Origin of the sequence: Neobacillus niacini (genome assembly GCF_031457145.1) — a bacterium.
GTDB classification, from domain to species: domain Bacteria; phylum Bacillota; class Bacilli; order Bacillales; family Cytobacillaceae; genus Neobacillus; species Neobacillus niacini_J.
Genome location: NZ_JAVDVZ010000009.1, coordinates 79064 through 99439, shown reverse-complemented (window position 1 = coordinate 99439; position 20376 = coordinate 79064). Strand labels below are relative to the sequence as shown.

Here is a 20376-nt window from a genome sequence, read left to right as displayed (position 1 = left end):
ACCTTCCCATTATCATCCATATAACTCCTTAAAGGTCTAACCCTCCGCTTACAGAACACACACCTATGAAAAAATATATCCCAAAAAGCCATCTATCTACCCCCAATATAAATAGTTATACCCTATATTATTCTAGCGGAGTGTCGGAAGTGTCCACGGGCGGTGCCTGTCACCGTTTATACATCAATGCATAAACGGTGACAGGCACCGTATCACTCTATTTCCACGGCTTCAAGAAGGGGACCAAGTCATCTGGCAATGGGGATTTTTGACGATGACAGCAGAAGGCTTTCAAAGGGGAGCTTCGCTTGGTCTGAGAGTGTTAAGCTTTGCAACGTTATCGATTATGTTTACGTTAACGACAAAGCCAACCGACTTTCTACTAAGTTTAATGCAGCAATGTAAGCTGTCGCCAAAGCTTGCCTATGGGATCATGGCTGGATACCGTTTCCTGCCATTAATCAAGGAGGAGTTTCAGACACTGCAAAATGCCCATCGAGTCAGGGGAGTCGCAAGGGCTCGGACCATTTCGGAAAAACTGCAACAGTTGAAAAGATATGTGATTCCACTCCTTGCGGGAGCGATTCGCAAAGCAGAACGAACGGCACTCGCCATGGAATCAAAGGGCTTCACCGGAGCAAAAAATCGGATATTCTACCGTGAAATCACAGTTTCCTGGCTCGACTGGCTCTTCTTCTTTTTCATGATTAGCGCTGTCATTCTCAGCGCCTTTATCTCTTGGAAACTAGGATTCTTACAATTTTATAATGGAGAACTTTAAAAATAGGGTGCCACAGCTGGCGCCTATTTTTTATAGACCACTACAGCTTGCTTCCCCATTTGTTCCCACGCTTTGATAAAGCTTTCCCGGTCCACTTTTTGATTTTTCGTTCCATAAGGATTGTTAATGTAAATATTCGCAGAATCATAGCCAGTTATCACTACGCTGTGCATTTTATACGTGATATCAACTGTTCCTTCTGGAGTCTGCCATGTTTCAAAATCAGAAACAGGTGCAAACGTGGAGGTTGTGATGACCCAAACGGGGTTTCCGTTTGCTACTTCTTTTAACAGTTGATTGAACGATGAGTTTGTTAGGTCGGCAGCATTCAAGTATTTCTGAGCTAATTCAAAAATAGGTTCATGGAACACACCTAACCCTGGTCCAACTTCCATATTGCCCACAAAACCTGTGTTTGGATTTCCATTTCCTCCATTATTATATTGCAGTGGAACTCTTTCAATCTCCTGAGCTAGTTGATTTTTTGTCACGGGTATCCCTTTATAATTTAAGATCATCGCGAGACTGGTAACTTCACAGCCATTATACAATTGAGGAGCGTCCATTTGATTAAGCAAGGGTACGTCCAGCAGCATTTCCTCTACGATTTTATTATCTTCCGAAACATTGACTTTTTCTGATAGAATCTTTTCTTCTACTACTCCTGTATTACCCCTTTTTTCGGAAGATATTGTTTCCTTATTATTTGAAAAAAAGACAACACCTGTTATGACCATAATCCCAATCAAGCTAAGGTTCATTATTTTTATCATCAAAATACCTCCTTTATTTCGTTTAGAAGGGAGCAGAGGCATTCTATTAAATCAAGGTTAAGGGATAGATATGAACAAATTATGAAGGGGAATGGAAGATTCTATTAACCCATTCGGCTAAATGTTAAAAAATTAAGACCGACATATTCCTGACATATTGGGAACCTATGATAGGCAATGTGGAAGGGAAGCAGAAGCATATACCAAGACAAGCTTCATAAGGGGCTTGATTTTAAAAAAGGGAAGGAAGAATAGAATGAAAAAATGGTTGATTAGTATTGTGGTTTTGATTGTAGTAATTAGTTCAGGAATTGGAGGTTACAACTATTTTACGAATAAAAGTCAGGCGGCAGCTGCCCCTCAAGTTCAGACGTTAACGACAGCAGCTAAGGTTGGAAATATCCATGTCAGCGTTAGTGGGACGGGTAATATTTCCGTAATTAATGAAGAAATGATTACGGCTGAAGCTAACGCGACCGTCGAGGAAGTGTTGGTGGCAGCGGGTGACACCGTTGAAGCAGGAGCAGAGCTCATCACATTTGAGGACGATGAATTAGATCCGATTGTGGCTCCATTTTCAGGTGAAATCACGGCGTTAAATGTTGAAGCAGAGATGGATGTACAAACGAAAACAGAATTGGTAGAAGTAACAGATTATACGAATCTGGAAATGGTCGTAAATATTGATGAATTAGATGTTTCAAAAATACAGGTAGGACAAACTGCAACTATCGATGTGAATGCCCTCCCAGAGAAAAAATTTACTGGGACGGTAACAAGTGTTTCAAAGGAGGCAACAGAAGATTCAAGCAGTACAGTTGCTAAGTTTGCTGTGAACATTCAGATTAATGAGCCCATGGATATTAAGGTAGGAATGACAGCCGAAGCAAACATAATTACGGAGAAAAAGGAAAGCGTTGTGATGGTTCCAGTAGCGGCCATCCAAAAACAAAATGACAGTTATTATGTACTTGTTCCTTCACAGGACCAAACGGCAGCTGCAGGTGAATCAGAGGAAAAAAGCGAAGAATCTACCATAAAAACCACTCAGCAGCCTGTTGAAATTGGGTTGCAAAATAGTACTTTCGTGGAAATCATCAGTGGGTTAACAGCCGGTGATGAGGTAGTCTTACCTTCACTTAACACTGAAAACAGCAGCCAGAGTGGAAATAGTTTGTTTCCAGGTGGCGATTTCAGGGGTGGTAACGTTGGACAAAGGCCAGAAGGCGGTATGCCTCCAGGAGACAGAGGACAAGGAGGTACACAACAATGATAGAGGAACAGCCTATTGTAGAGATCAAACACTTAAGCAAATTTTATAAAATGGGCGGGGAAACGTTGAAGGCATTAGATGATGTGAGTTTCTCTGTTCACCACGGTGATTTTGTTGCGATTATTGGCCCTTCAGGTTCTGGTAAGTCTACCTTAATGAATATGATTGGCTGCCTCGATGTTCCTGATACTGGCGACTACCACCTTGATGGAAAAGATGTTTTTTCCTTGAAAAATAAACAACTGGCAGATGTCCGCAATCAAAAAATCGGATTTATTTTTCAATCGTTTAATCTCTTACCGAAGCAAACAGCCTTTGAAAATGTGGAATTGCCGCTTATCTACCGGGGGTTAAGTGGAAATGAGCGGAAGGAAATCGTGATGAGTTCGCTAAAAAAAGTAGGGTTAGAGGACCGGGCACATCACCGTCCTACAGAATTATCCGGTGGACAGCAGCAACGGGTGGCGATTGCCCGTGCGCTAGCTGGCAACCCGCCGATTTTATTAGCAGATGAACCGACCGGTGCATTAGATAGTAAAACCGGTGCAGAAGTCATGAACTTGATGAAAGAGCTCAATAAGCAAGGACATACGATTATCCTTATTACGCATGATTTGGATATTGCGAAACTAGCGAAGCAGATTATCCGGATTCATGATGGCAGGATACTAGCTGAGAAGGAGGCTGTTCTTCTGTGAAATTTGGACAAGCGATTAAAATCGCCTTTAAAAATATACTCACTAACAAGCTTCGTTCGTTTTTAACGATGCTGGGAATTATTATTGGAATTTCTGCTGTTATCGCATTAGTTTCTTTAGGACAGGGGGCTTCGCAATCCGTTTCAGATGATATTTCAGGTTTAGGAACGACGATGGTGTCAGTCTCACTTTCGGGAAATTCGGAAGAAGAAGTAATGACCTATGATAATATTATGGAATTTGAAGAATTATCGGAGGTGGAAGCTGTTTCGCCGACTGTTTCAGGAAGTGGTACCGTGACATATGGAACAACGAGCTCGGATAGTATCACGGTTGAAGGTGTCATACCATCTTATGAAACGGTCGAGGATACTTCGGTCCGGAATGGCCGGTTTATTTTAGATATCGATCAGGACAATCGTAATAAAGTAGTGCTTTTGGGTGCAAGTGTAGCGACTGAATTATTTGGATTTACCAATCCAGTTGATAAAGAAGTTAAGATTGATGGAACTACTTTTAAAGTGGCTGGAGTCTTGGCAGAACAAGGGGATGAATTGCAAGGTTCTGTGGATGATAAAGTGCTGATTCCATTTACAACGGCTCAGAGATTTTTGGGACAAACGGTTGTGACTTCTGCTGATGTAAAAATGACATCGGAAGAAACAGTTGATATCGGGATGGCAAAGATAGAGCGTACCTTATATATCGAATTTGGCGGTGATGACTCGAGTTATAATGTGCGGAATCAGTCCGATATTGCCGAAGCATTAACATCCGTTACGGATACCATGACGATGCTCCTTGCTGGGATTGCTGGTATCTCGCTTATTGTTGGCGGGATTGGAATCATGAACATCATGCTTGTTTCTGTTACGGAGAGGACACGAGAAATTGGGATTCGCAAAGCCATCGGTGCGAAAAAGAAGGACATTCTCGGGCAGTTTTTAATTGAAGCGATTGTCTTGAGCGGAATCGGAGGAATTCTTGGTGTATTGATTGGTGTTGGAAGTGCCGAGGTTCTGTCCGTGGCTTTGGAGATGGAGGTTGCTATTTCTTGGTGGGCAGTTGGAATTGCTGTTTCCTTTTCGATTTTCATTGGGGTTGTGTTTGGAATATTCCCTGCCAATAAAGCAGCCAACCTTAGCCCGCTTGAAGCATTACGATATCAATAGAAAAACAGGCTGAATTAATCAATCAGCCTGTTTTATAATTTCAATGTTTAAAGCAGTACCTTGTAATGGATAGGATTCTCTAATTTTTCCGTCTGTCCAAACGGCAACTGTCTGACCTTTTTCGAAGGTTTTTATGTCGCTTCCTTCAGGGAGCGAGAGCCAGATTAATCCCAATTTCTCATCCTCAACCAAAATTCCACGACCATCCTTGCTTACATCGATAACAGTTCCCTTAATATCAAATTCTCCTTTTACGTCGCTCTTTTGCGTGCAGCCTGTAAGAAGAAAGAAAGATAAGATGATAGCAAAAATAATATATTTTTTTATGTCGCTCTACCTCCTTGTGATGGAGAACGAACTATTCACCGAGCTGTTGAATCTGGTCGATAATGCTGGTGGTGTCTTGTACGGACTGAAACAGCTCTGTATTTTCTAGAATAGCAGGGTCGAGCAGACCGTCTTTGAAATTGTTCAAGTATGTTTCGATTTCAGTAATAACGGCGCTGTTTTGTTCGATGATTTGCTGGTGGAGCTCAGCGGCAATATCGGGTGCTTGAAGATCACTAAACGATTCTACCGTTTGCTGCATATCTTGATGCATGGTTTGAAGATCTTCAGCTGCTTGAATGTCACCAATGGCTTGTTGCGCAAGAGCCGGAGCATCATTAGCAAAATCAGTAGCCGCGGATAAATAATCTGTTGCTTCATTTACATATGTTATTGTATCCTGTGCGTCATTAAGGAACGAACATCCGCCAAGCAGCAATAACATGCTGGCAGACAATAAAGTCAGTAATTTTTTTAAATTAAAACCTCCTTTTAATGGTGCCTGTCACTACGCGTGGACAAATAGTACCTTTTGTCCGTGTGGAATGGACACAAATCTCTCCTCAGAAAATCTCATATACTTTATTAAGTTCCTTAATGAGGGTTGTTGGTCTATTATTAGTAGTGATTATTTTATTTTTAAAATGAAGTTTTGTACGTTTATTTTTGAAGTTATGTGTTATTTTCTTTTGTAGAACTAATTTTCTTTGTGTATCTCTCTGTTTTATTTCTTTATATCGGCTACGCCGATATGTCAAAATCCTATTAACATAATCTATATTTTCTAAGGAAATTTCTTTAACTAATTCATGGGGTTCCATTTCAAATACTTTAGCTAAACGATAATAGATTCCAATTGTTATATCTGGGTACATCTCTTCTTCAAGTTCTTGAATAAATTTGACGTCTTCGTCAATAAGTTCAGCAACATCTTCAATTGAAAGCTGTCTTTCCATTCTTAATCTACGTATTACTTTGCCATGTTCTAATTTTCCTAAATACATCTTTTTTCCACCTTTCAAAGTTAATTATATAATTAATTTCATTTAATTAGAAATGAATGACCTTTCTTCTATTAAGTGAGGAGGATTTTGGGGGATGTTGTCGAATGGTATAATTTAATGTAATCTGTTCTCTTCGCTTTTCAACTCACCAACTTTTCATCAACCAAAATCCAACTAAATAGGAGTGACCGCTATGGGTCGAAAACGCCGTGCTTGGTTTCAAGGTGCAAAATACCATATTACGAGTAGAGGTAATCGGAAATCTTCACTTTTTTATGATGACGATGACCACACAAAGTACCTAAGTCTTTTAAAAGAAACAAAGGCCACATTTTCCTTTACCCTTCATGCTTTCTGCTTAATGACCAATCACACACATCTCCAGCTCGAAACTTCAGACACTTCACCATCCATAATCATGAGCCACCTCAATACCAAATACGCCAAATACTTTAATAAAAAATATGATTATAGCGGTCATGTATTTGAAAAACGTTACGGAGCTGAATTACTAGATTCCCTTGATTACGAATTTGATGTCAGCAAGTATATCCATCAAAATCCCTTGAAGGCTGGACTTGTCGATGAGCTGGAGGACTACCCTTGGAGCAGTTATAACGCTTATGTTAATGGGGAGGCATCCCAGCTCGTTTACACCAAACATCTGCTTTCCTATTTTCCCTCCCCCGCAGCTAAGCATTATGAGGAATATGTTAAGACTCCTCTAATGGACCTTTTTTTACTCGATGATGGAAAAGTCATGATGATTCCAAGAAAGGCGGAGGAAAATCCATGTGTGCAAAAGTAACAAGTATCGGTCTTAAAGGTATGGAAGGTTATCGTGTAAATGTTGAGGTGAAGACGTTTGTTGGAAATGATTCGATTCGTATAGTTGGCCTCCCAGATGCAGCGGTGAAAGAATCGAAAGAAAGAATTATTGCCGCACTTAGGTCGTTAGGATATACCGTAAATGGTCAAAAAATAATCATTAACCTTTCACCATCTGAACAAAAGAAAAGTGGTCCAATGTTTGATCTGCCTATGGCGATTGGTGTGCTAGTAAGTCTGAATGAGCTGGCCATCTCGATTCCTGAGAACTCTGGATTCATTGGAGCGCTATCGTTAGACGGAGCAATTGTGCCAGTTGCAGGAATGCTGCCTGCCGTTTTAGCTGCAAAAAGGTTAGGCTTACAAAGGCTGTATATGCCTTATGACGAAAAGTTGCCGGTCCTAGATTTTGATGAGTTGGAAATTATTTATGTCTCTACGTTGAATGATGTTATAGCAAAACTAGAAGGAAGAGAAGGAGATACTTTTAACACCCCAAAAACTGAAAAAATTGAACTACATATTAATAGCTTTGTTGACTTTAACCAGATAGTTGGACATAGAAATATCAAAAGGGCATTAGAAGTGGCAGCAGCAGGGGAACATCATGTCTTGATGACGGGACCTCCCGGATGTGGGAAGAGTATGCTTGCTGAAAGTTTTCCTTCGATTTTACCTGCAATGTCCAAAGAAGCCCAGCTCGAAATAATTTCTCTACATCAATTAAGTGGCATCAGCTACCCAAATGCAAAAATGCCCCCATTTCGAAATCCTCATCATTCTGCATCTGGAATCTCCATTATTGGTGGTGGCACTTATCCAAAACCAGGAGAGATTTCCTTAGCCCATCGCGGGGTTTTATTCCTGGATGAAATTGCTGAATTTCCGAAAAAAACACTTGATATGTTACGTCAGCCATTTGAAAATGGAAAAATTACTATCAGCCGTACGCATGCTACACTCACCTATCCTGCATCCTTTATCTTAATCGCTGCAATGAATCCATGTCCTTGTGGTTATGCAGGTTCCAATACACATTATTGTACGTGCACACCAAGGCAGACCCTAAATTATCAAAATAAAATCTCTGGTCCGCTTCGTGACCGATTTGATATTCATCTCACCGTAAATCATGTGGATTTAGAACGGAAGTCATAAGGAAGTGAGATTTCTTCAAAAGAAGTTCAAAGTAGAGTAGAGGCTGCTAGGAATCTACAATATAAGCGGTATGGAAAAGAGCAAAGCAATGGTAGAGTCAGTTATGACACACTACAAAAAACAAGCCCATTAACACAAAAGCAGCAAAGAATACTCCAACAACTTGCTGGAAAGAAAAACTGGAGCAACCGTACCCAAATCAAAATCATCCGACTTGCTCGTACCATCTCTGACCTAGAGGGAAAAACCACAATAACCGATCAAAGTATTTGGGAAGCTGCAAAACTTCAGTGATAGTATGGGTGACAGTATGGGTGACAGGCACCGCTCGTGGACACTGTCCACCTCAGGAGGACACTTTAAAAGAAAAACTCACTACCAAGTGATACGGTAGTGAGTTTTGCTTTTTTATTTTAGTAGTTTTTTTGTTGTGTGGCTGTTTTTCTCATAGGATATGACACGGTTTAGGAGATTGGCCATTTTTTCTAGATCTGCGTTTTCATAATTGTCGATGCAAGCGATCTGAATCCAGTTTCTCTGCTGTAGATAGTCACTTTCGTAGTGAAGCTGGTAGCCATGATTATAGATAATATCTCCAATTACAGCGGAAGAAATGGTATCTGGTATCTCAATCGTGAGAATGATTGGTGAACTGTTCTCATCACTAATGATGGTAAAGCCAAATTGTTTAAGCAGATTTTTCAAGAAAGAGTGTGTTTTCACCACTTTTTGGAAGGTTTCTATATTAATATCCTCTAATGCTGCCAGAAGAGCTTCTAATAGATTAGATGATTGCGAAAAAGGAATACTATCCTTTGCCATGTATGTTCCTAAATCAAGGTATTTCGGTAGTGCTAATGACGGCTGTACCTCGTGGTGATGGAAAACGAACGATAGCCCTGTCAGAGCACGGATTGCTTTCCCACTAACACCCGTTGCTAAAAATACCCCATCTAAATCTACTTCTATTGCCCCTAGAGAGCTAATACAATCAAGACAAAGCTTCAGGTGGTGCTGTTCCGAAATATCCTTTAATAGTCCAAGATTGTTGAGCATTCCAGAAGATGTTTCACTGTGAACTGCCCAAATCCAGGTAGTTTCGTTCGATAGTCTCGATATTATTTCATCCCGCGTAAAAAACTCTCCCCAGTCTTTTTGAAACACATCGAAATGGAGACCAAATCTATTAGCCTGTTCTACTAAGCGGCTGCCAAATTCACCATTGGCTAAAATAAGCCCCCGGCCTCTTTCTAAGGAAAGCTGAGCAGCCACTACATCATTGGCAAGTGTCCCAGAACCTAGGAATATATGAACATATTTACTGTTCACTAACTGACCAAGTAAAATCTTAGCTTTCTTGAGCTTTTCCTTATACTGGTCTGACCGGTGAGAAATGGGAGTTTTGCTTAAAGCAGCCATGACTTTTTCAGAAATTTGAACAGGTCCCGGCAAGAATGGAATGGTCGGCGGAAGGATTCTGCCAGCAATTGATTCGTCAAATGTTTTCTTTGTTAAATACATGGGTTGGAAGAGTGCTTCATCTGTCCCCGTTAATTGCGCAAACGGCTGAAATCCTAACTGACCGTAAAGCTTCAATTGGCGAACTGTCCCTGATATTAAAGCGATGTCGTAGCCCTTTTTTATGCAATATTTTATTAGAAATTGTGCGAGGCCTAAAAAGACTCGTCCATTACGATATTCCTTTTTGACAGATAATAGTCTAACTTCACATGGTGAATTAATTGAAAATGGGAGTGCCTGTTCTACAGGGCCAATTTTTTTATCCAGTGAAAAAGGTCGGTTATTACGAACTGCAGCCATACCAATGACTTCATTTTCTTTTATACAAATAATATATGTATTTTCAGCATGGAATTGGTCCACTAATTTTTGCTCTTCATTTTTTTGATGCTGTGGAATTTCCTCTGAAAAGGTTAGATAATTTAAGCGATGAATTTGTTCAAATTCATCAGGAGAGGTTGCAATTTTGAAAAAAAACTCGTGCTTACTCATTAGGTTTCAGCCTTTCCTTGAGATTTTCTGCATGTGCTGCGTAAAGTATAGCGATAATACCTAATGCTACAATGCAACTTAGCCAATCGTTATTTATTAAAAAAAGAACCACCGGGATAAAAAGAAATGTCCCCAATCCAGCTAAAGTAAAACTTTTCAAAAAAGGGTAGAGAATGCCGAAACCCAAGATAATTACTGGTACAAGGACGGGCTCAAAGGTAATAATTCCACCGATGAAGGTTGAAATCCCTTTTCCCCCCTTAAATTTCAATGTAATCGGCTTTATATGACCCAAAATTGCTAAGGCTAGACCGATTAGTTGAATAGTTTCAGAGAATTGCAGGTAACGGGCAGCTAAAATCACTAGGGCTCCTTTTAGTGCATCCCCGAGGAATATTAGTACAAAGGCCGTTTTACCATGAAGGCGGCCGGCATTTCTAGCGCCGACATTCCCACTTCCCCGAACGCGAATATCCTTACGAAAAAAAATCTTCGTGATTAGAAAGCCAAACATGATACTGCCAATTAAATAGGAGGAAATAAAGTATAACCAAATCATCAAAACACAACCTTTATAAGTACTGGGCCATGATGGAAAAAAGAATTTATTACCATTATAATATGATTTTTAAATTATTCACATACTTTGTGAAAACATCCTACAAAAAGAAAACATGTAAGGCTGTCGCTCCTATATATCATTTTCTGGATGAAAATAAAACATCCTCAAATTTTGAGAATGTTTTTCAACTAGTCACTGCCGCCTCCGCCGCCTGAGTCCCCTCCACCTGAATCACTGTCAGAGCTGTAGGTGTAATCATTACTATAGTCGTTGTCGTAGTTATAATGGTGGCTTTTGATGCCACTACGGTTTGGGAAAATTAAAAAGGCTAATATGATGGATAAAACTCCAAAAAATATCTGTTCAGCAAATATCAGATAAACTCCGAAAATAAAAATGAGGAAACCAACCAATCGTAACAATCCTCTCAGATGACATACCCCCTCAAAAAGCAACATTTATAAATAGATATTATCTCCTATGGCTTTTTATACGTTTTAATTTGAGGGGTGCCTGTCACCATTTATTCATTTTCCTCCGTTTATACATGGATTTATGCAGACATGATTATTCATCGTCCTTTTTCTGTTGTTTCTTTTGCTGTTCTTGGAGCGCGAGTATGATATCTTGGACATCAATTTTTCCATCATTGTTTAAGTCTGGGATTGTGTTTTCTGGTGTTGATGGCGGGGCTGGTGTTGTCTGCGGTGTTGCCATAGCTGCCGCTGCAGGTCTTTTTGGTTTAAAGGCGAATGTAAAGACTACTAGTAGAATAATCAGTAATGCCGCAACGCCATCCACGATAAAGAAGAGTGTTTTATAATCAGACCACAACGTTTTGCTGTCTCCAGTTCTTTGTTCAGAATTGGTGATAAACTTTTTAATTTCGGAATGGCTTGGATACAGTCTCTGAACAGCTTCAAATTTTTCAAGTGCGTTTTCATAGTAACCGCCCCAATATAGCTCCAGCCCTTCCTTATAAAGCTTATCTGTACTGCTAAAAGTATTCTTTGTTCCTGCTTGATTTGTAAATTCCTTTACGGTATTAACCGGTACGGAAAAGTTAAATCCTTGTACTTCTTGACCATTGACCGTATCGCCTCTAAAGGTTAGTAAGCCAATGATTTCACCTTTTTCGTTGATAACTGGACCACCACTATTACCATGTGTGGCCGCAGCGTTAATTTGAATAACGGGGCTTCCTTGCTCTGTTTTCTTATCAGTAGCAGAAATTTGCCCTGCATTCATGGAAGATACAAGAGAGGAATCCGGTGATAACAAATCAGAATCTGCGGCAGCTGGATAGCCGCTTATCCAAATATTATCCTGGTTCTGGATGTTATCGGAATTTCCAAGCTTTAACGTAGGAAGGTTTTTCCCTTCAATCTTAAGTACCGCCACATCTTTACCTTCATTGATTGGTGCACCATAGCTTTTCACTTCACCATCAAGTGTGTCTCCGCCTGGTAGAATGACTTTGATCAACTTTTGAATCTCCGTATATTGCGTATAAGTCAACATATATTCATACACGCTGTCATAGTCTACCTGAAAATAATCTGCCATAATTGTAACAAGCTGATCAAATGCTGCATTGGCAATATCTTCGTCTTCCATCTGAGCGGCTTCCACCACATGGGCATTGGTGACAATGTAGCCGTCAGAGCTAATAATTGCCCCAGACCCAGAGCCCCCTATAACAGATTGATAGTTTAATTGACTAAGTATGGCTTCTACCTCAGGGTCATTCGGATTGTTAAACTGCCATCCGACAACAGAGTAGCCAAGAATCCGAACCACCGCAGGCTTCGAGTATTCTGCTAGCTTCTGAGCTTGAGAAATATTCGAAGAGCTTGGTTTAATACCCATCAGAACAAAAGAAGCAACAATTACCCCAATAAGTATCAAACAAAGCGGAATTGTAAACAGGGCCCTTTTCATCAAATAAAATCACCCTTTCCATGATTTTGGAAATATCTATCTAATATATGCCCTCATTAATTGTTGGTGCCTGTCACCGCTCGTGGACACTTTCCACCTGAGGCGGACAGTTGATGGCCAGATATAATAAAAAAGCCAGCAAATGCTGACTTTTTGTTAGTGATGTGATGTGATGTGGATTAGATGAACAGTAAAAGGCTGAGTGCCATGACGGCCATACCTGCAATAAGTCCATAGATTGATAGGTGAGTTTCGTCGTATCTTTTTGCTGCAGGTAATAATTCATCAAGGGAAATGAACACCATAATTCCTGCAACTGCTGCGAAGATAATCCCAAACATAACATCATTCAGGAAAGGCATTAAGAAGAGATAAGCCACTAGTGCACCAATTGGTTCAGCTAAACCGGACAAGAATGATAGTTTAAATGCCTTTTTCTTATCTCCAGTTGCAAAGTAAACAGGTACAGATACTGCAATACCTTCCGGAATGTTATGAATAGCTACCGCGACGGCAATAGCAATCCCGAGTGCAGGGTCCTGTAAAGCAGAAGTGAAGGTAGCGATTCCTTCTGGAAAGTTATGGATACCAATGGCGAGTGCAGTAAATGTACCCATTTTTAATAGGTCAGGCTTCTTTCCGTCGGTAATACTTGGTTGATTCATGTCCTCAACCGTTTTCAATTCATGCGGGTTTGATTGTTTTGGGATAAATTTATCAATTAAGGCAATCAGAAGCATACCACCGAAAAATCCTCCAACCGTTAACCAGTTCCCTGGAACAACACCCAAGGAGTCCACAAGCGCGATTTTTGCTTTTACAAAGATTTCTACCATGGATACATAAATCATTACACCGGCCGAAAATCCAAGGGTAACTGATAAAAATTTTGTATTTGTATGTGATGTAAAAAACGCGAGCAGACTACCAATGCCTGTTGCAAGTCCAGCAAATAAGGTTAGCCCAAATGCTAATAACAGATTCTCCGTCATAGTTTCTTCTCCCTTTATATAATCTTAGTTTGAATGTTTAGAATAATAGTATATATGTGCGAACACAGAAATGTTTCCTTTGAGAAACATTTTACACCTACCGAAACAAAAAAACAGTAAAAATGTTTATAAAGGGAAAAAAGCATGAAGGTTCTTGAATGTTCATCAAGTCCTTCACGCTTTGCTCATTTATTATTAGTAACCAGGGCCGTAGCCGCCGCCATACCCGCCTCCGTAACTACCCTTGCCAGGTCCATACCCGGGTCCATACATGCCATACCCAGAACCATACCCAGGTCCATATCCAGGATAGCTACCAGGGTAACCAGGTCCATAACCACCATATCCAGGACTATATCCACCAAGACTAGATCCTAAGTAACCTAAACCAAGACCTAGTAGTCCAGCCCCGACATTACCTAAATTAAAGCCACCGTGTTGCCCACCACCGTGTTGCCCACCGCCATGATGTCCGCCACCATGATGTCCGCCACCATGATGTCCGCCACCATGATGTCCGCCACCATGATGTCCGCCACCATGGTGCCCACCGCCATGATGTCCACCACCATTATGTCCGCCGCCATGGTGCCCACCGCCATGATGTCCACCACCGTGTTGCCCACCACCGTGTTGTCCTCCTTGATGTTGTTGATGTCCAAATCGAAAATCACCGGGCATTCCAAATGGTTGATACATTCGCTCATCTCGCTCCTCTATCTATAAATTATAATCATCGTACCTTGATATCCTATGTATAACTGGGTATTCCTCTTGGACTAAAGCCAAGCTAGCATAAAGCAGCAGAAACAGGAAGAGACGACTGTCCGCCTGAGGGGTGGAAGTGTCCACCCTAGGTGGAAAGTGTCCACGAGCGGTGCCTGTCACCATCAATGTCACCATCAAAAATACATCTTAGGTCTTAGTCTTTTTTACGCTTGTGGTCTATGGAATGCAGGAGTTTTATGGTGTATTGTTGAAGTAATGAAAGGTTCATGCATTTCAGGGTATTTTGTATTGGGTGAAACATTTCCATTGATCATTCGTATGTATATAAAGGATTTTTAGTCAGGAGTCGATTATGATGAACCGATTTTTATCGTTTCTTGTTCAGAGTGTAGTGACCGTTCCATCCGCAACTATAATTTGGTTTTCAAGCTATTTTGCTTTCGATCAGACATTTTTGATTTCATCTGCCATTTCTTTAGGAGGCGGGGTTATTGTATACAATCTTACATCCGCCGTCATGACATCCCGCTTTTTGAAAAAACATCAGCTTACGAGAAAAGAATATCGTTATATAAAGAAGAATTTAGATGAAGCCAAGCAAAAAATTAGTCGTCTAAACAAATCGTTATTTACCATTCGTGATCTTCCAACATTAAAGCAGCGAATGGACATTCTTCGCATTACAAGGAAAATACAAAGTATGACGAAAACAGAGCCGAAACGCTTTTATAAAGCTGAGAAATTTTATTTTTCTCATTTAGATTCAGTGGTTGAACTAACAGAGAAATACCGTTTCTTATCCCAACAGCCTAAGAAAAACCACGAGATTGATGTTTCTTTATATGAAACGCGTCAAACCCTAACCGACCTAACAAAGGCATTGGAAGAGGATCTCTATTATGTCATTTCAGACGATGTGGATTCCTTGAATTTTGAAATTGATGTAGCGAAACATTCCATCAAAAAACTTAATGATACGAAAACTATAGATGAAAGCAGGAGGCTAAAATGAGCGAAAATAACTCTCCAAATTTAAATAAGGCTGGAAATTTATTAGATGATATACTAGCCAACCCGTTTGGTGACAACGAGCTTGCACCGCAAGCGCAAGCACAGCCGGCACCTCAACTACAGGAGGCAAAGCCCACTAAGCTGATTGATGTTATCCCTGAAGAAAACCGTGCAAAAGCATACCAGCTTGCAGAACAAATCGACCCGAGAAATCACCAGGCGATGATTACGTACGGTACCCAAGCACAAGGGAAGCTTTTAAGCTTTTCGCACACTATGCTCGAGCATGTTCAGAAACAGGATATCGGTGAGGTTGGCGAAATCATTAGTGATTTAATGAAGAGACTCGATGAGGTCAATCCGGATGAACTAAAGGATGGGAAGCCATCCTTTTTCGGGCGTATGTTTGGAAAAATTTCAAATTCGGTACAAGAAGTGCTCTCTAAATATCAAAAAACAGGTGCTCAAATCGACCGCATTAGTGTGAAGCTAGATCGCAGCAAGAACGTGCTCTTATCAGATATTAAATTACTCGAACAACTTTATGAAACAAATAAAGAATATTTCCATGCATTAAATGTCTATATCGCTGCAGGTGAAATTAAGCTGGAAGAGCTTCATCAAAAAACGATCCCAGAAATGAAAAAGGCTGCAGAGGCAACAAGCGATCAAATGAAGTTCCAGGAAGTGAACGATATGATTCAGTTTGCAGACCGCTTGGATAAACGATTATACGATTTGAAATTGAGCCGTGAAATTACCATTCAGAGCGCTCCGCAAATTCGTTTGATTCAAAACACGAACCAAGCACTTGTGGAAAAAATACAATCGTCGATCATGACGGCAATCCCGCTTTGGAAAAATCAAGTCGCGATTGCACTTACCCTCATTCGTCAGCGTCATGCCGTAGAAGCTCAGAAAAAGGTATCGCAGACCACAAATGAGCTGTTATTGAAAAACGCAGAAATGCTAAAAACAAATACGATTGAAACCGCTAAAGAAAATGAGCGCGGTCTGGTTGATATCGAAACACTTAAGAAGACACAGGAAAACTTAATCACCACTCTAGAGGAAACCATGCGAATTCAAGAAGAAGGGCGCCACAAACGCCGTCTTGCAGAACAAGAGCTAGCGAACATGGAAAACGATTTGAGAATAAAGCTATTAGAAATTAAGGGTAAATAGAAAAAGAGTCAAGTTCCATCAACAACGGAACTTGACTCTTTTTCTATTATTTATTCATAGGTATGTCATTAAAGTATTCTTCGAGTGTTATCCTATTGCTCATGATTTCAAGAGCGATTTCTTTTCCAACATAGCGAAGATGCCAGGGCTCGTATTGATAGCCTGTTATGCGTTCTTTTCCTTGTGGATAACGAATAATAAACCCGTATTCTGCTGCATGTGCTTGGAGCCAATGGGCTTCTGGTGTTCCCCCAAAGCAATCTTCAGCCGCACACTTCCCATTTCCACCAGTCACATCAATTGAAAGACCTGTTTCATGCTCACTTGTGCCCGGCAGTGCACTATATGTTCTTGCCTTATCAAAACCATCTCTGCTTACATAATTGTTAAATAATGTTGTTTGGGTTGTGTGAGACCGATAAGCTGAAACTCCTAAAAGTGAAATTCCTTGTGCTTTAGCACCGGTAAATAATTGATTAATAGCAGTTGCAGATTCTTTCCGCATATGACGTTTTTCATTTGTAGCTCCAGAAATAAAGGGGATATCGGTTAAAACAAGATCATGTGGATTATAACTATCAGGCAGCTTATTTTGTTTATTTACCAGCACAGGTATACTTGCGGGATTTGAAATCACCTGGATACTATCTTCATTATTTTTTGCAGGAGGTACATCAGCACTTTGATTTTGGGTGTTGGAGTTATCCACAGGTGTATCCACAATAGGTTGCTCTGATTTATCGACCACATTCGGATTTTCACCAGTTGGGCTTTTATCTTTATCTAGTTGTACATCAGATGAAACTTCAGATTTTTCCGGATTCGTTTTGGCAAACAGAATCTTTTCGGAGCATCCAGAGAGTAGTAAGGTCATCAATACTATACTTCCGATGATTAAAGGATATTTTTTCACACTAAAACTTCCTTACTTAATAAATAGTATATAAAAATTACTTCTAACTTTATAAGTCGTCAATATAATACATTATGTTACAACTTTCGATATCCAACAACGCTTTTTAAAAAAAATAGGCAGAGTAGCCTACGTAAAACATTCGAAAGCGCAACCAAGGCAGGACCTAGGACTCTTTTTTAGATTTAAGTTATATAATATAGTTCTATTAACAACATAAATCGTACGAAACGGCAAAACTATTGAAAAATGGTGACGCAAAACTACAGGGGCTAATGTTTTAGAACGATGCCAGCCAGTTACCGAACACGATCCTCTGCGATTTATGTAAATCAATAGAGGAGGTTTTCTTTGTGTTGTTAAAAAATGTGTTATTAAGAGGCAAATATTTTTATCATCTATTTCAATATCGTCATATTGAGATGATGCAAAACGATTGTTTATGTGATGAGCTTAAATGTGAATTAAAGGTGAAATCGTTATATCATAATAGTAAAGCCATTGAAATTGGCGCAAGAATATAAATAATAAGCCTGGGGGACTCCCAGGCTTACTTTTGTTTCTAGCTACTGTTAGTTGTGGATATAATGGTGGAAAATGTGGATAAGTGAATAACTATTGTGTATAACTATTTTTAATTTGGGGATATTTTTAATTTTCATGTGGATATCTTCTACAAGTCTAGGAACCAAATGCTATCACCTGTGTATAAACACTGTGAACCTGTTGATGATTTTCGAACTATAAGCGCTTAAAAAACTTTATTATACATATAGCTGTCGCATGCATCTAAAAAGCATCGGGAATCCCCCGATGCTTTTTGTCCGTTAGTGTGACATAGCTTGACTGCCATCGTCAAGGCCGTCTTTGGTTACTTTTATTGTCCCAACGGCACCCTTGGTTGCATGGTTAAATTGATGAGTGACAATTGGGTAACTGCCCTCTTTTGTAACAGTAAACTCAACGACAGCCCCTCCGCTTGCTGGTAACATAACCGTTTGTAGACCTTTCATTAGGTTAAATGGATTACCATCAATATATACGTTATCAAAAACGGTGCCGACTACATGAAAGCTGCTAACCTCATTTGGACCCACATTGTTAACGTAAATCCTGACTTTGTCGCCAACCTTAGCAAGAAGAGGAGTATCGACAAGTGCACCAACTGTACCGTTCGTATTCACATCGCCCTCTTTTAAGGCTTTAGCGGAAAAGACCACATTACTAGGTACACCATTGGTAAAATCCTCAAGGTCGTTGTATTTATACCATTCATTTTGGACAATAACAAATTCGCGATCGACTTCACCATCGGTCGGGTAACCATTTTTTGGCTTAACGATAATGGTGCCATGCATTCCGTTAGCAATATGAGCTAAAACTGGTTTTGTTCCACAGTGGTACATGAATACACCGGGATTGTTAGCAGGATAGGTAAAGGTCCCAGATTCATTTGGCATAATGTCAGCAAAATCCTTTGAAGGGGCTGCATGGACTGCATGAAAGTCCATGCTATGCGGGATGGCCGGATCCATGTTTTTTAACGTAAAATTAATGGTATCGCCTTCTTTCACGACAATTACTGGTCCTGGAGCTTCACCGTTAAATGTCCATGCTTTGTACATATTGTCTTTGGAAATTTCGATATCGGTAATTTGTGCGGTCATTTCAACATTGACTTCGTGTTCACCAACACGTTCAATGATGGGTGGAATGGGTTGTTGATTGAGATTTTTATGAGGTTCAATTATTTGTGAGGATGTATTCGTTTTTGCATTCACCACTTGTTTTTCTACTGAGACATTGGCTGCATTACAAGCACCTAAAACGAGAAAAGAACTGATAATAATGGTTGCAAACTTCACTTGTTTACTCATTTAGATCCTACCCCTTTTATATAAAATGTTTACACTTTCATTGTAAATTTTGTAAAAATTATCCTAGTGATTTCAATCACTTATTTTTCTGAATATAGTGAACATTTTGTGAAATGTTGAACAATTTAGAATATTAATACGTTCTTTAAGTGAATTAGGTAATTAAAGGACATCTTTGCTAAAATTAGATAATAAACAGGAGGGATTACATGATGATTGAATACATAGCAGTAACAGTGAAAGATGCAAAATTAATTGAGAAATCGGGGGCAGATCGAATTGAACTGGTTTCCGGATTAACAGAGGGAGGGTTAACGCCAAGCTATGGGTTAATCGACAAGGTGGTCAAAAGTGTCAGGATACCAGTAAACATTATGGTGAGACCACATGGACAATCGTTTTGTTATTCAAAAGATGACATTGAAATTATGAAAAATGATATCCGTATGATTCGGTCATTAGGGGCAAATGGTGTTGTCTTCGGTATGTTAGATATGGAAGGGAATGTCGACTTCAGTCAGCTTGAAGAGTTATTAACGGAGGTAGGTACAATGGAAGTAACCTTTCACAGAGCCATTGACAGTTCCATTAATATGCTAGATAATGCTGAGAAATTGGATCAATACAAAGAGATTACTACCATCTTAACTTCAGGCGGTCATGGTGAGTGGGAATCTCGGATGGAAACCTTGTTAAAAATGAAAGACATATGCAAGGACACGGAAATTCTTATAGGCAGCGGGCTTTCAAAAGAAAATATCCGAGAGGTTCATGAGCAAGTAGGAACGAATGCTTACCACTTTGGCACAGCTATTAGAGATGACCAAAGCATTCTAAAGAGCGTTTCCTTAGAAAAAGCGCTTGAAATCGTTCATACCTTGAAATAATGGGGCATATTAAAATCAACCTATTATTTGGAGGACAACATGGAAAATGAAAAAGATCAAACAAGCGAAGGCCTTAACCAAATCTTCGAAATCATCAATGCCAAAGGAGACGAAGGCGAACTAAAGCAAATCGTCGACAAAAACGAGAGCGAGCAACATATCAACAAAAATGAATAAAAAAATGAATAATAAAGAATAAATGAATAAATGGTGCCTGTCACCGCTCGTGGACAGTGTCCACGAGCGGTGACA

At 39.9% G+C, this 20376-nt stretch carries 23 protein-coding genes and 1 riboswitch; of the genes, 11 read left to right on the top strand and 12 right to left on the bottom strand.

The annotated features are described in order from the left end of the window. Positions 1-178: 178 nt before the first annotated feature. Positions 179-781: an energy-coupling factor transporter transmembrane component T family protein gene (locus tag J2Y03_RS19570; protein ID WP_396954231.1), complete on the top strand. Its 603-nt coding sequence runs from the start codon at positions 179-181 to the stop codon at positions 779-781. Between the two features lie 23 nt (positions 782-804). Here the strand turns inward: J2Y03_RS19570 and J2Y03_RS19565 are convergent, their stop codons facing one another. Next, entirely contained in the window at positions 805-1554 is a 750-nt protein-coding gene (locus J2Y03_RS19565; RefSeq protein ID WP_396954229.1) for a C39 family peptidase, read from the bottom strand. 256 nt (positions 1555-1810) lie between these two features. On the opposite strand from J2Y03_RS19565, the gene J2Y03_RS19560 reads away from it, so the two are divergent. From J2Y03_RS19560 to J2Y03_RS19550, 3 genes are read left to right on the top strand one after another with little or no spacing between them, the layout of a single operon-like run. Further along, the gene (locus tag J2Y03_RS19560) at positions 1811-2827 is read left to right on the top strand and encodes an efflux RND transporter periplasmic adaptor subunit (RefSeq protein WP_310197098.1); all 1017 of its coding nucleotides are present in this window, start codon (positions 1811-1813) and stop codon (positions 2825-2827) included. Next, positions 2824-3525 (top strand): ABC transporter ATP-binding protein, encoded by a 702-nt coding sequence (locus tag J2Y03_RS19555; RefSeq protein ID WP_310197096.1) that lies wholly within the window; start codon positions 2824-2826, stop codon positions 3523-3525. The genes J2Y03_RS19560 and J2Y03_RS19555 overlap by 4 nt, the downstream gene beginning before the upstream one ends. Then, complete coding sequence (locus tag J2Y03_RS19550) at positions 3522-4697, top strand: ABC transporter permease (protein WP_310197094.1); 1176 nt, start codon at positions 3522-3524, stop codon at positions 4695-4697. The genes J2Y03_RS19555 and J2Y03_RS19550 overlap by 4 nt, the downstream gene beginning before the upstream one ends. 18 nt (positions 4698-4715) lie before the next feature. Here J2Y03_RS19550 and J2Y03_RS19545 read toward each other — a convergent pair whose 3' ends face one another. From J2Y03_RS19545 to J2Y03_RS19535, 3 genes are all read right to left on the bottom strand, one after another. Continuing rightward, the gene (locus J2Y03_RS19545) at positions 4716-4889 is read right to left on the bottom strand and encodes a DUF3221 domain-containing protein (RefSeq protein ID WP_396954228.1); all 174 of its coding nucleotides are present in this window, start codon (positions 4887-4889) and stop codon (positions 4716-4718) included. A 166-nt stretch (positions 4890-5055) separates the two neighbouring features. Further along, positions 5056-5481 (bottom strand): DUF6376 family protein, encoded by a 426-nt coding sequence (locus J2Y03_RS19540; RefSeq protein ID WP_310197088.1) that lies wholly within the window; start codon positions 5479-5481, stop codon positions 5056-5058. Positions 5482-5587: 106 nt separating this feature from the next. Beyond that, positions 5588-6028 carry a helix-turn-helix domain-containing protein gene (locus tag J2Y03_RS19535; RefSeq protein WP_132091457.1) on the bottom strand — a complete coding sequence of 147 codons (441 nt, stop codon included), beginning with the start codon at positions 6026-6028 and terminating at the stop codon, positions 5588-5590. A gap of 193 nt (positions 6029-6221) precedes the next feature. On the opposite strand from J2Y03_RS19535, the gene J2Y03_RS19530 reads away from it, so the two are divergent. The 3 genes from J2Y03_RS19530 to J2Y03_RS19520 are packed head-to-tail and all read left to right on the top strand — an operon-like array spanning position 6222 to position 8308. Further along, a complete protein-coding gene (locus tag J2Y03_RS19530) occupies positions 6222-6836 on the top strand; it encodes a transposase (RefSeq protein WP_310197083.1) in 615 nt (204 codons plus the stop codon). Then, entirely contained in the window at positions 6821-8014 is a 1194-nt protein-coding gene (locus J2Y03_RS19525) for a YifB family Mg chelatase-like AAA ATPase (RefSeq protein WP_310197080.1), read from the top strand. The genes J2Y03_RS19530 and J2Y03_RS19525 overlap by 16 nt, the downstream gene beginning before the upstream one ends. Positions 8015-8023: 9 nt before the next feature. Beyond that, positions 8024-8308 (top strand): magnesium chelatase subunit ChlI family protein, encoded by a 285-nt coding sequence (locus tag J2Y03_RS19520; RefSeq protein ID WP_310197331.1) that lies wholly within the window; start codon positions 8024-8026, stop codon positions 8306-8308. 114 nt (positions 8309-8422) lie between these two features. Here J2Y03_RS19520 and J2Y03_RS19515 read toward each other — a convergent pair whose 3' ends face one another. From J2Y03_RS19515 to J2Y03_RS19490, 6 genes are all read right to left on the bottom strand, one after another. Next, complete coding sequence (locus J2Y03_RS19515) at positions 8423-10027, bottom strand: aminotransferase class V-fold PLP-dependent enzyme (protein WP_310197078.1); 1605 nt, start codon at positions 10025-10027, stop codon at positions 8423-8425. After that, a complete protein-coding gene (locus tag J2Y03_RS19510; protein WP_310197075.1) occupies positions 10020-10586 on the bottom strand; it encodes a glycerol-3-phosphate acyltransferase in 567 nt (188 codons plus the stop codon). Before J2Y03_RS19510 ends, J2Y03_RS19515 begins: the two co-directional genes overlap by 8 nt. Positions 10587-10777: 191 nt before the next feature. Continuing rightward, entirely contained in the window at positions 10778-11011 is a 234-nt protein-coding gene (locus J2Y03_RS19505) for a hypothetical protein (RefSeq protein ID WP_310197072.1), read from the bottom strand. A gap of 145 nt (positions 11012-11156) precedes the next feature. Continuing rightward, positions 11157-12530 (bottom strand): S1C family serine protease, encoded by a 1374-nt coding sequence (locus J2Y03_RS19500; RefSeq protein ID WP_310197328.1) that lies wholly within the window; start codon positions 12528-12530, stop codon positions 11157-11159. A 179-nt stretch (positions 12531-12709) separates the two neighbouring features. Then, positions 12710-13522: a zinc transporter ZupT gene (zupT, locus tag J2Y03_RS19495; protein WP_310197069.1), complete on the bottom strand. Its 813-nt coding sequence runs from the start codon at positions 13520-13522 to the stop codon at positions 12710-12712. A 195-nt stretch (positions 13523-13717) separates the two neighbouring features. Further along, positions 13718-14221, bottom strand: a complete 504-nt coding sequence (locus J2Y03_RS19490) for a hypothetical protein (protein WP_310197066.1) — start codon at positions 14219-14221, stop codon at positions 13718-13720. A 385-nt stretch (positions 14222-14606) separates the two neighbouring features. On the opposite strand from J2Y03_RS19490, the gene J2Y03_RS19485 reads away from it, so the two are divergent. Both J2Y03_RS19485 and J2Y03_RS19480 read left to right on the top strand, forming a co-directional pair. Beyond that, positions 14607-15263 carry a 5-bromo-4-chloroindolyl phosphate hydrolysis family protein gene (locus J2Y03_RS19485; protein WP_310197063.1) on the top strand — a complete coding sequence of 219 codons (657 nt, stop codon included), beginning with the start codon at positions 14607-14609 and terminating at the stop codon, positions 15261-15263. Then, on the top strand, positions 15260-16447 hold the full coding sequence (locus J2Y03_RS19480; RefSeq protein ID WP_132091430.1) for a toxic anion resistance protein: 1188 nt from the start codon (positions 15260-15262) through the stop codon (positions 16445-16447). The genes J2Y03_RS19485 and J2Y03_RS19480 overlap by 4 nt, the downstream gene beginning before the upstream one ends. Before the next feature lie 46 nt (positions 16448-16493). Here the strand turns inward: J2Y03_RS19480 and J2Y03_RS19475 are convergent, their stop codons facing one another. Both J2Y03_RS19475 and J2Y03_RS19470 read right to left on the bottom strand, forming a co-directional pair. Continuing rightward, on the bottom strand, positions 16494-17321 hold the full coding sequence (locus tag J2Y03_RS19475) for a M15 family metallopeptidase (RefSeq protein WP_310197326.1): 828 nt from the start codon (positions 17319-17321) through the stop codon (positions 16494-16496). Positions 17322-17582: 261 nt separating this feature from the next. Beyond that, positions 17583-17667, top strand: a riboswitch (cyclic di-GMP riboswitch). 520 nt (positions 17668-18187) lie between these two features. Beyond that, the gene (locus tag J2Y03_RS19470) at positions 18188-19237 is read right to left on the bottom strand and encodes a multicopper oxidase domain-containing protein (RefSeq protein WP_310197056.1); all 1050 of its coding nucleotides are present in this window, start codon (positions 19235-19237) and stop codon (positions 18188-18190) included. 212 nt (positions 19238-19449) lie between these two features. Here J2Y03_RS19470 and J2Y03_RS19465 point away from each other — a divergent pair, with 212 nt between their 5' ends. Together J2Y03_RS19465 and J2Y03_RS19460 are read left to right on the top strand one after the other, a co-directional pair. Then, positions 19450-20124: a copper homeostasis protein CutC gene (locus tag J2Y03_RS19465; protein ID WP_310197054.1), complete on the top strand. Its 675-nt coding sequence runs from the start codon at positions 19450-19452 to the stop codon at positions 20122-20124. Positions 20125-20163: 39 nt separating this feature from the next. Further along, on the top strand, positions 20164-20301 hold the full coding sequence (locus tag J2Y03_RS19460; RefSeq protein WP_310197051.1) for a hypothetical protein: 138 nt from the start codon (positions 20164-20166) through the stop codon (positions 20299-20301). Positions 20302-20376 lie beyond the last annotated feature (75 nt).

Bases quoted from the DNA above. Each gene is read 5' to 3' on its own strand.
- J2Y03_RS19470 (WP_310197056.1), bottom strand. From the start codon at position 19,237: ATGAGTAAACAAGTGAAGTTTGCAACCATTATTATCAGTTCTTTTCTC.
- J2Y03_RS19485 (WP_310197063.1), top strand. From the start codon at position 14,607: ATGAACCGATTTTTATCGTTTCTTGTTCAGAGTGTAGTGACCGTTCCA.
- J2Y03_RS19515 (WP_310197078.1), bottom strand. From the start codon at position 10,027: ATGAGTAAGCACGAGTTTTTTTTCAAAATTGCAACCTCTCCTGATGAA.
- zupT (WP_310197069.1), bottom strand. From the start codon at position 13,522: ATGACGGAGAATCTGTTATTAGCATTTGGGCTAACCTTATTTGCTGGA.
- J2Y03_RS19460 (WP_310197051.1), top strand. From the start codon at position 20,164: ATGGAAAATGAAAAAGATCAAACAAGCGAAGGCCTTAACCAAATCTTC.
- J2Y03_RS19500 (WP_310197328.1), bottom strand. From the start codon at position 12,530: ATGAAAAGGGCCCTGTTTACAATTCCGCTTTGTTTGATACTTATTGGG.
- J2Y03_RS19475 (WP_310197326.1), bottom strand. From the start codon at position 17,321: ATGACCTTACTACTCTCTGGATGCTCCGAAAAGATTCTGTTTGCCAAA.
- J2Y03_RS19525 (WP_310197080.1), top strand. From the start codon at position 6,821: ATGTGTGCAAAAGTAACAAGTATCGGTCTTAAAGGTATGGAAGGTTAT.
- J2Y03_RS19530 (WP_310197083.1), top strand. From the start codon at position 6,222: ATGGGTCGAAAACGCCGTGCTTGGTTTCAAGGTGCAAAATACCATATT.
- J2Y03_RS19560 (WP_310197098.1), top strand. From the start codon at position 1,811: ATGAAAAAATGGTTGATTAGTATTGTGGTTTTGATTGTAGTAATTAGT.
- J2Y03_RS19480 (WP_132091430.1), top strand. From the start codon at position 15,260: ATGAGCGAAAATAACTCTCCAAATTTAAATAAGGCTGGAAATTTATTA.
- J2Y03_RS19535 (WP_132091457.1), bottom strand. From the start codon at position 6,028: ATGTATTTAGGAAAATTAGAACATGGCAAAGTAATACGTAGATTAAGA.
- J2Y03_RS19490 (WP_310197066.1), bottom strand. From the start codon at position 14,221: ATGTATCAACCATTTGGAATGCCCGGTGATTTTCGATTTGGACATCAA.
- J2Y03_RS19510 (WP_310197075.1), bottom strand. From the start codon at position 10,586: ATGATTTGGTTATACTTTATTTCCTCCTATTTAATTGGCAGTATCATG.
- J2Y03_RS19465 (WP_310197054.1), top strand. From the start codon at position 19,450: ATGATTGAATACATAGCAGTAACAGTGAAAGATGCAAAATTAATTGAG.
- J2Y03_RS19565 (WP_396954229.1), bottom strand. From the start codon at position 1,554: ATGATAAAAATAATGAACCTTAGCTTGATTGGGATTATGGTCATAACA.
- J2Y03_RS19555 (WP_310197096.1), top strand. From the start codon at position 2,824: ATGATAGAGGAACAGCCTATTGTAGAGATCAAACACTTAAGCAAATTT.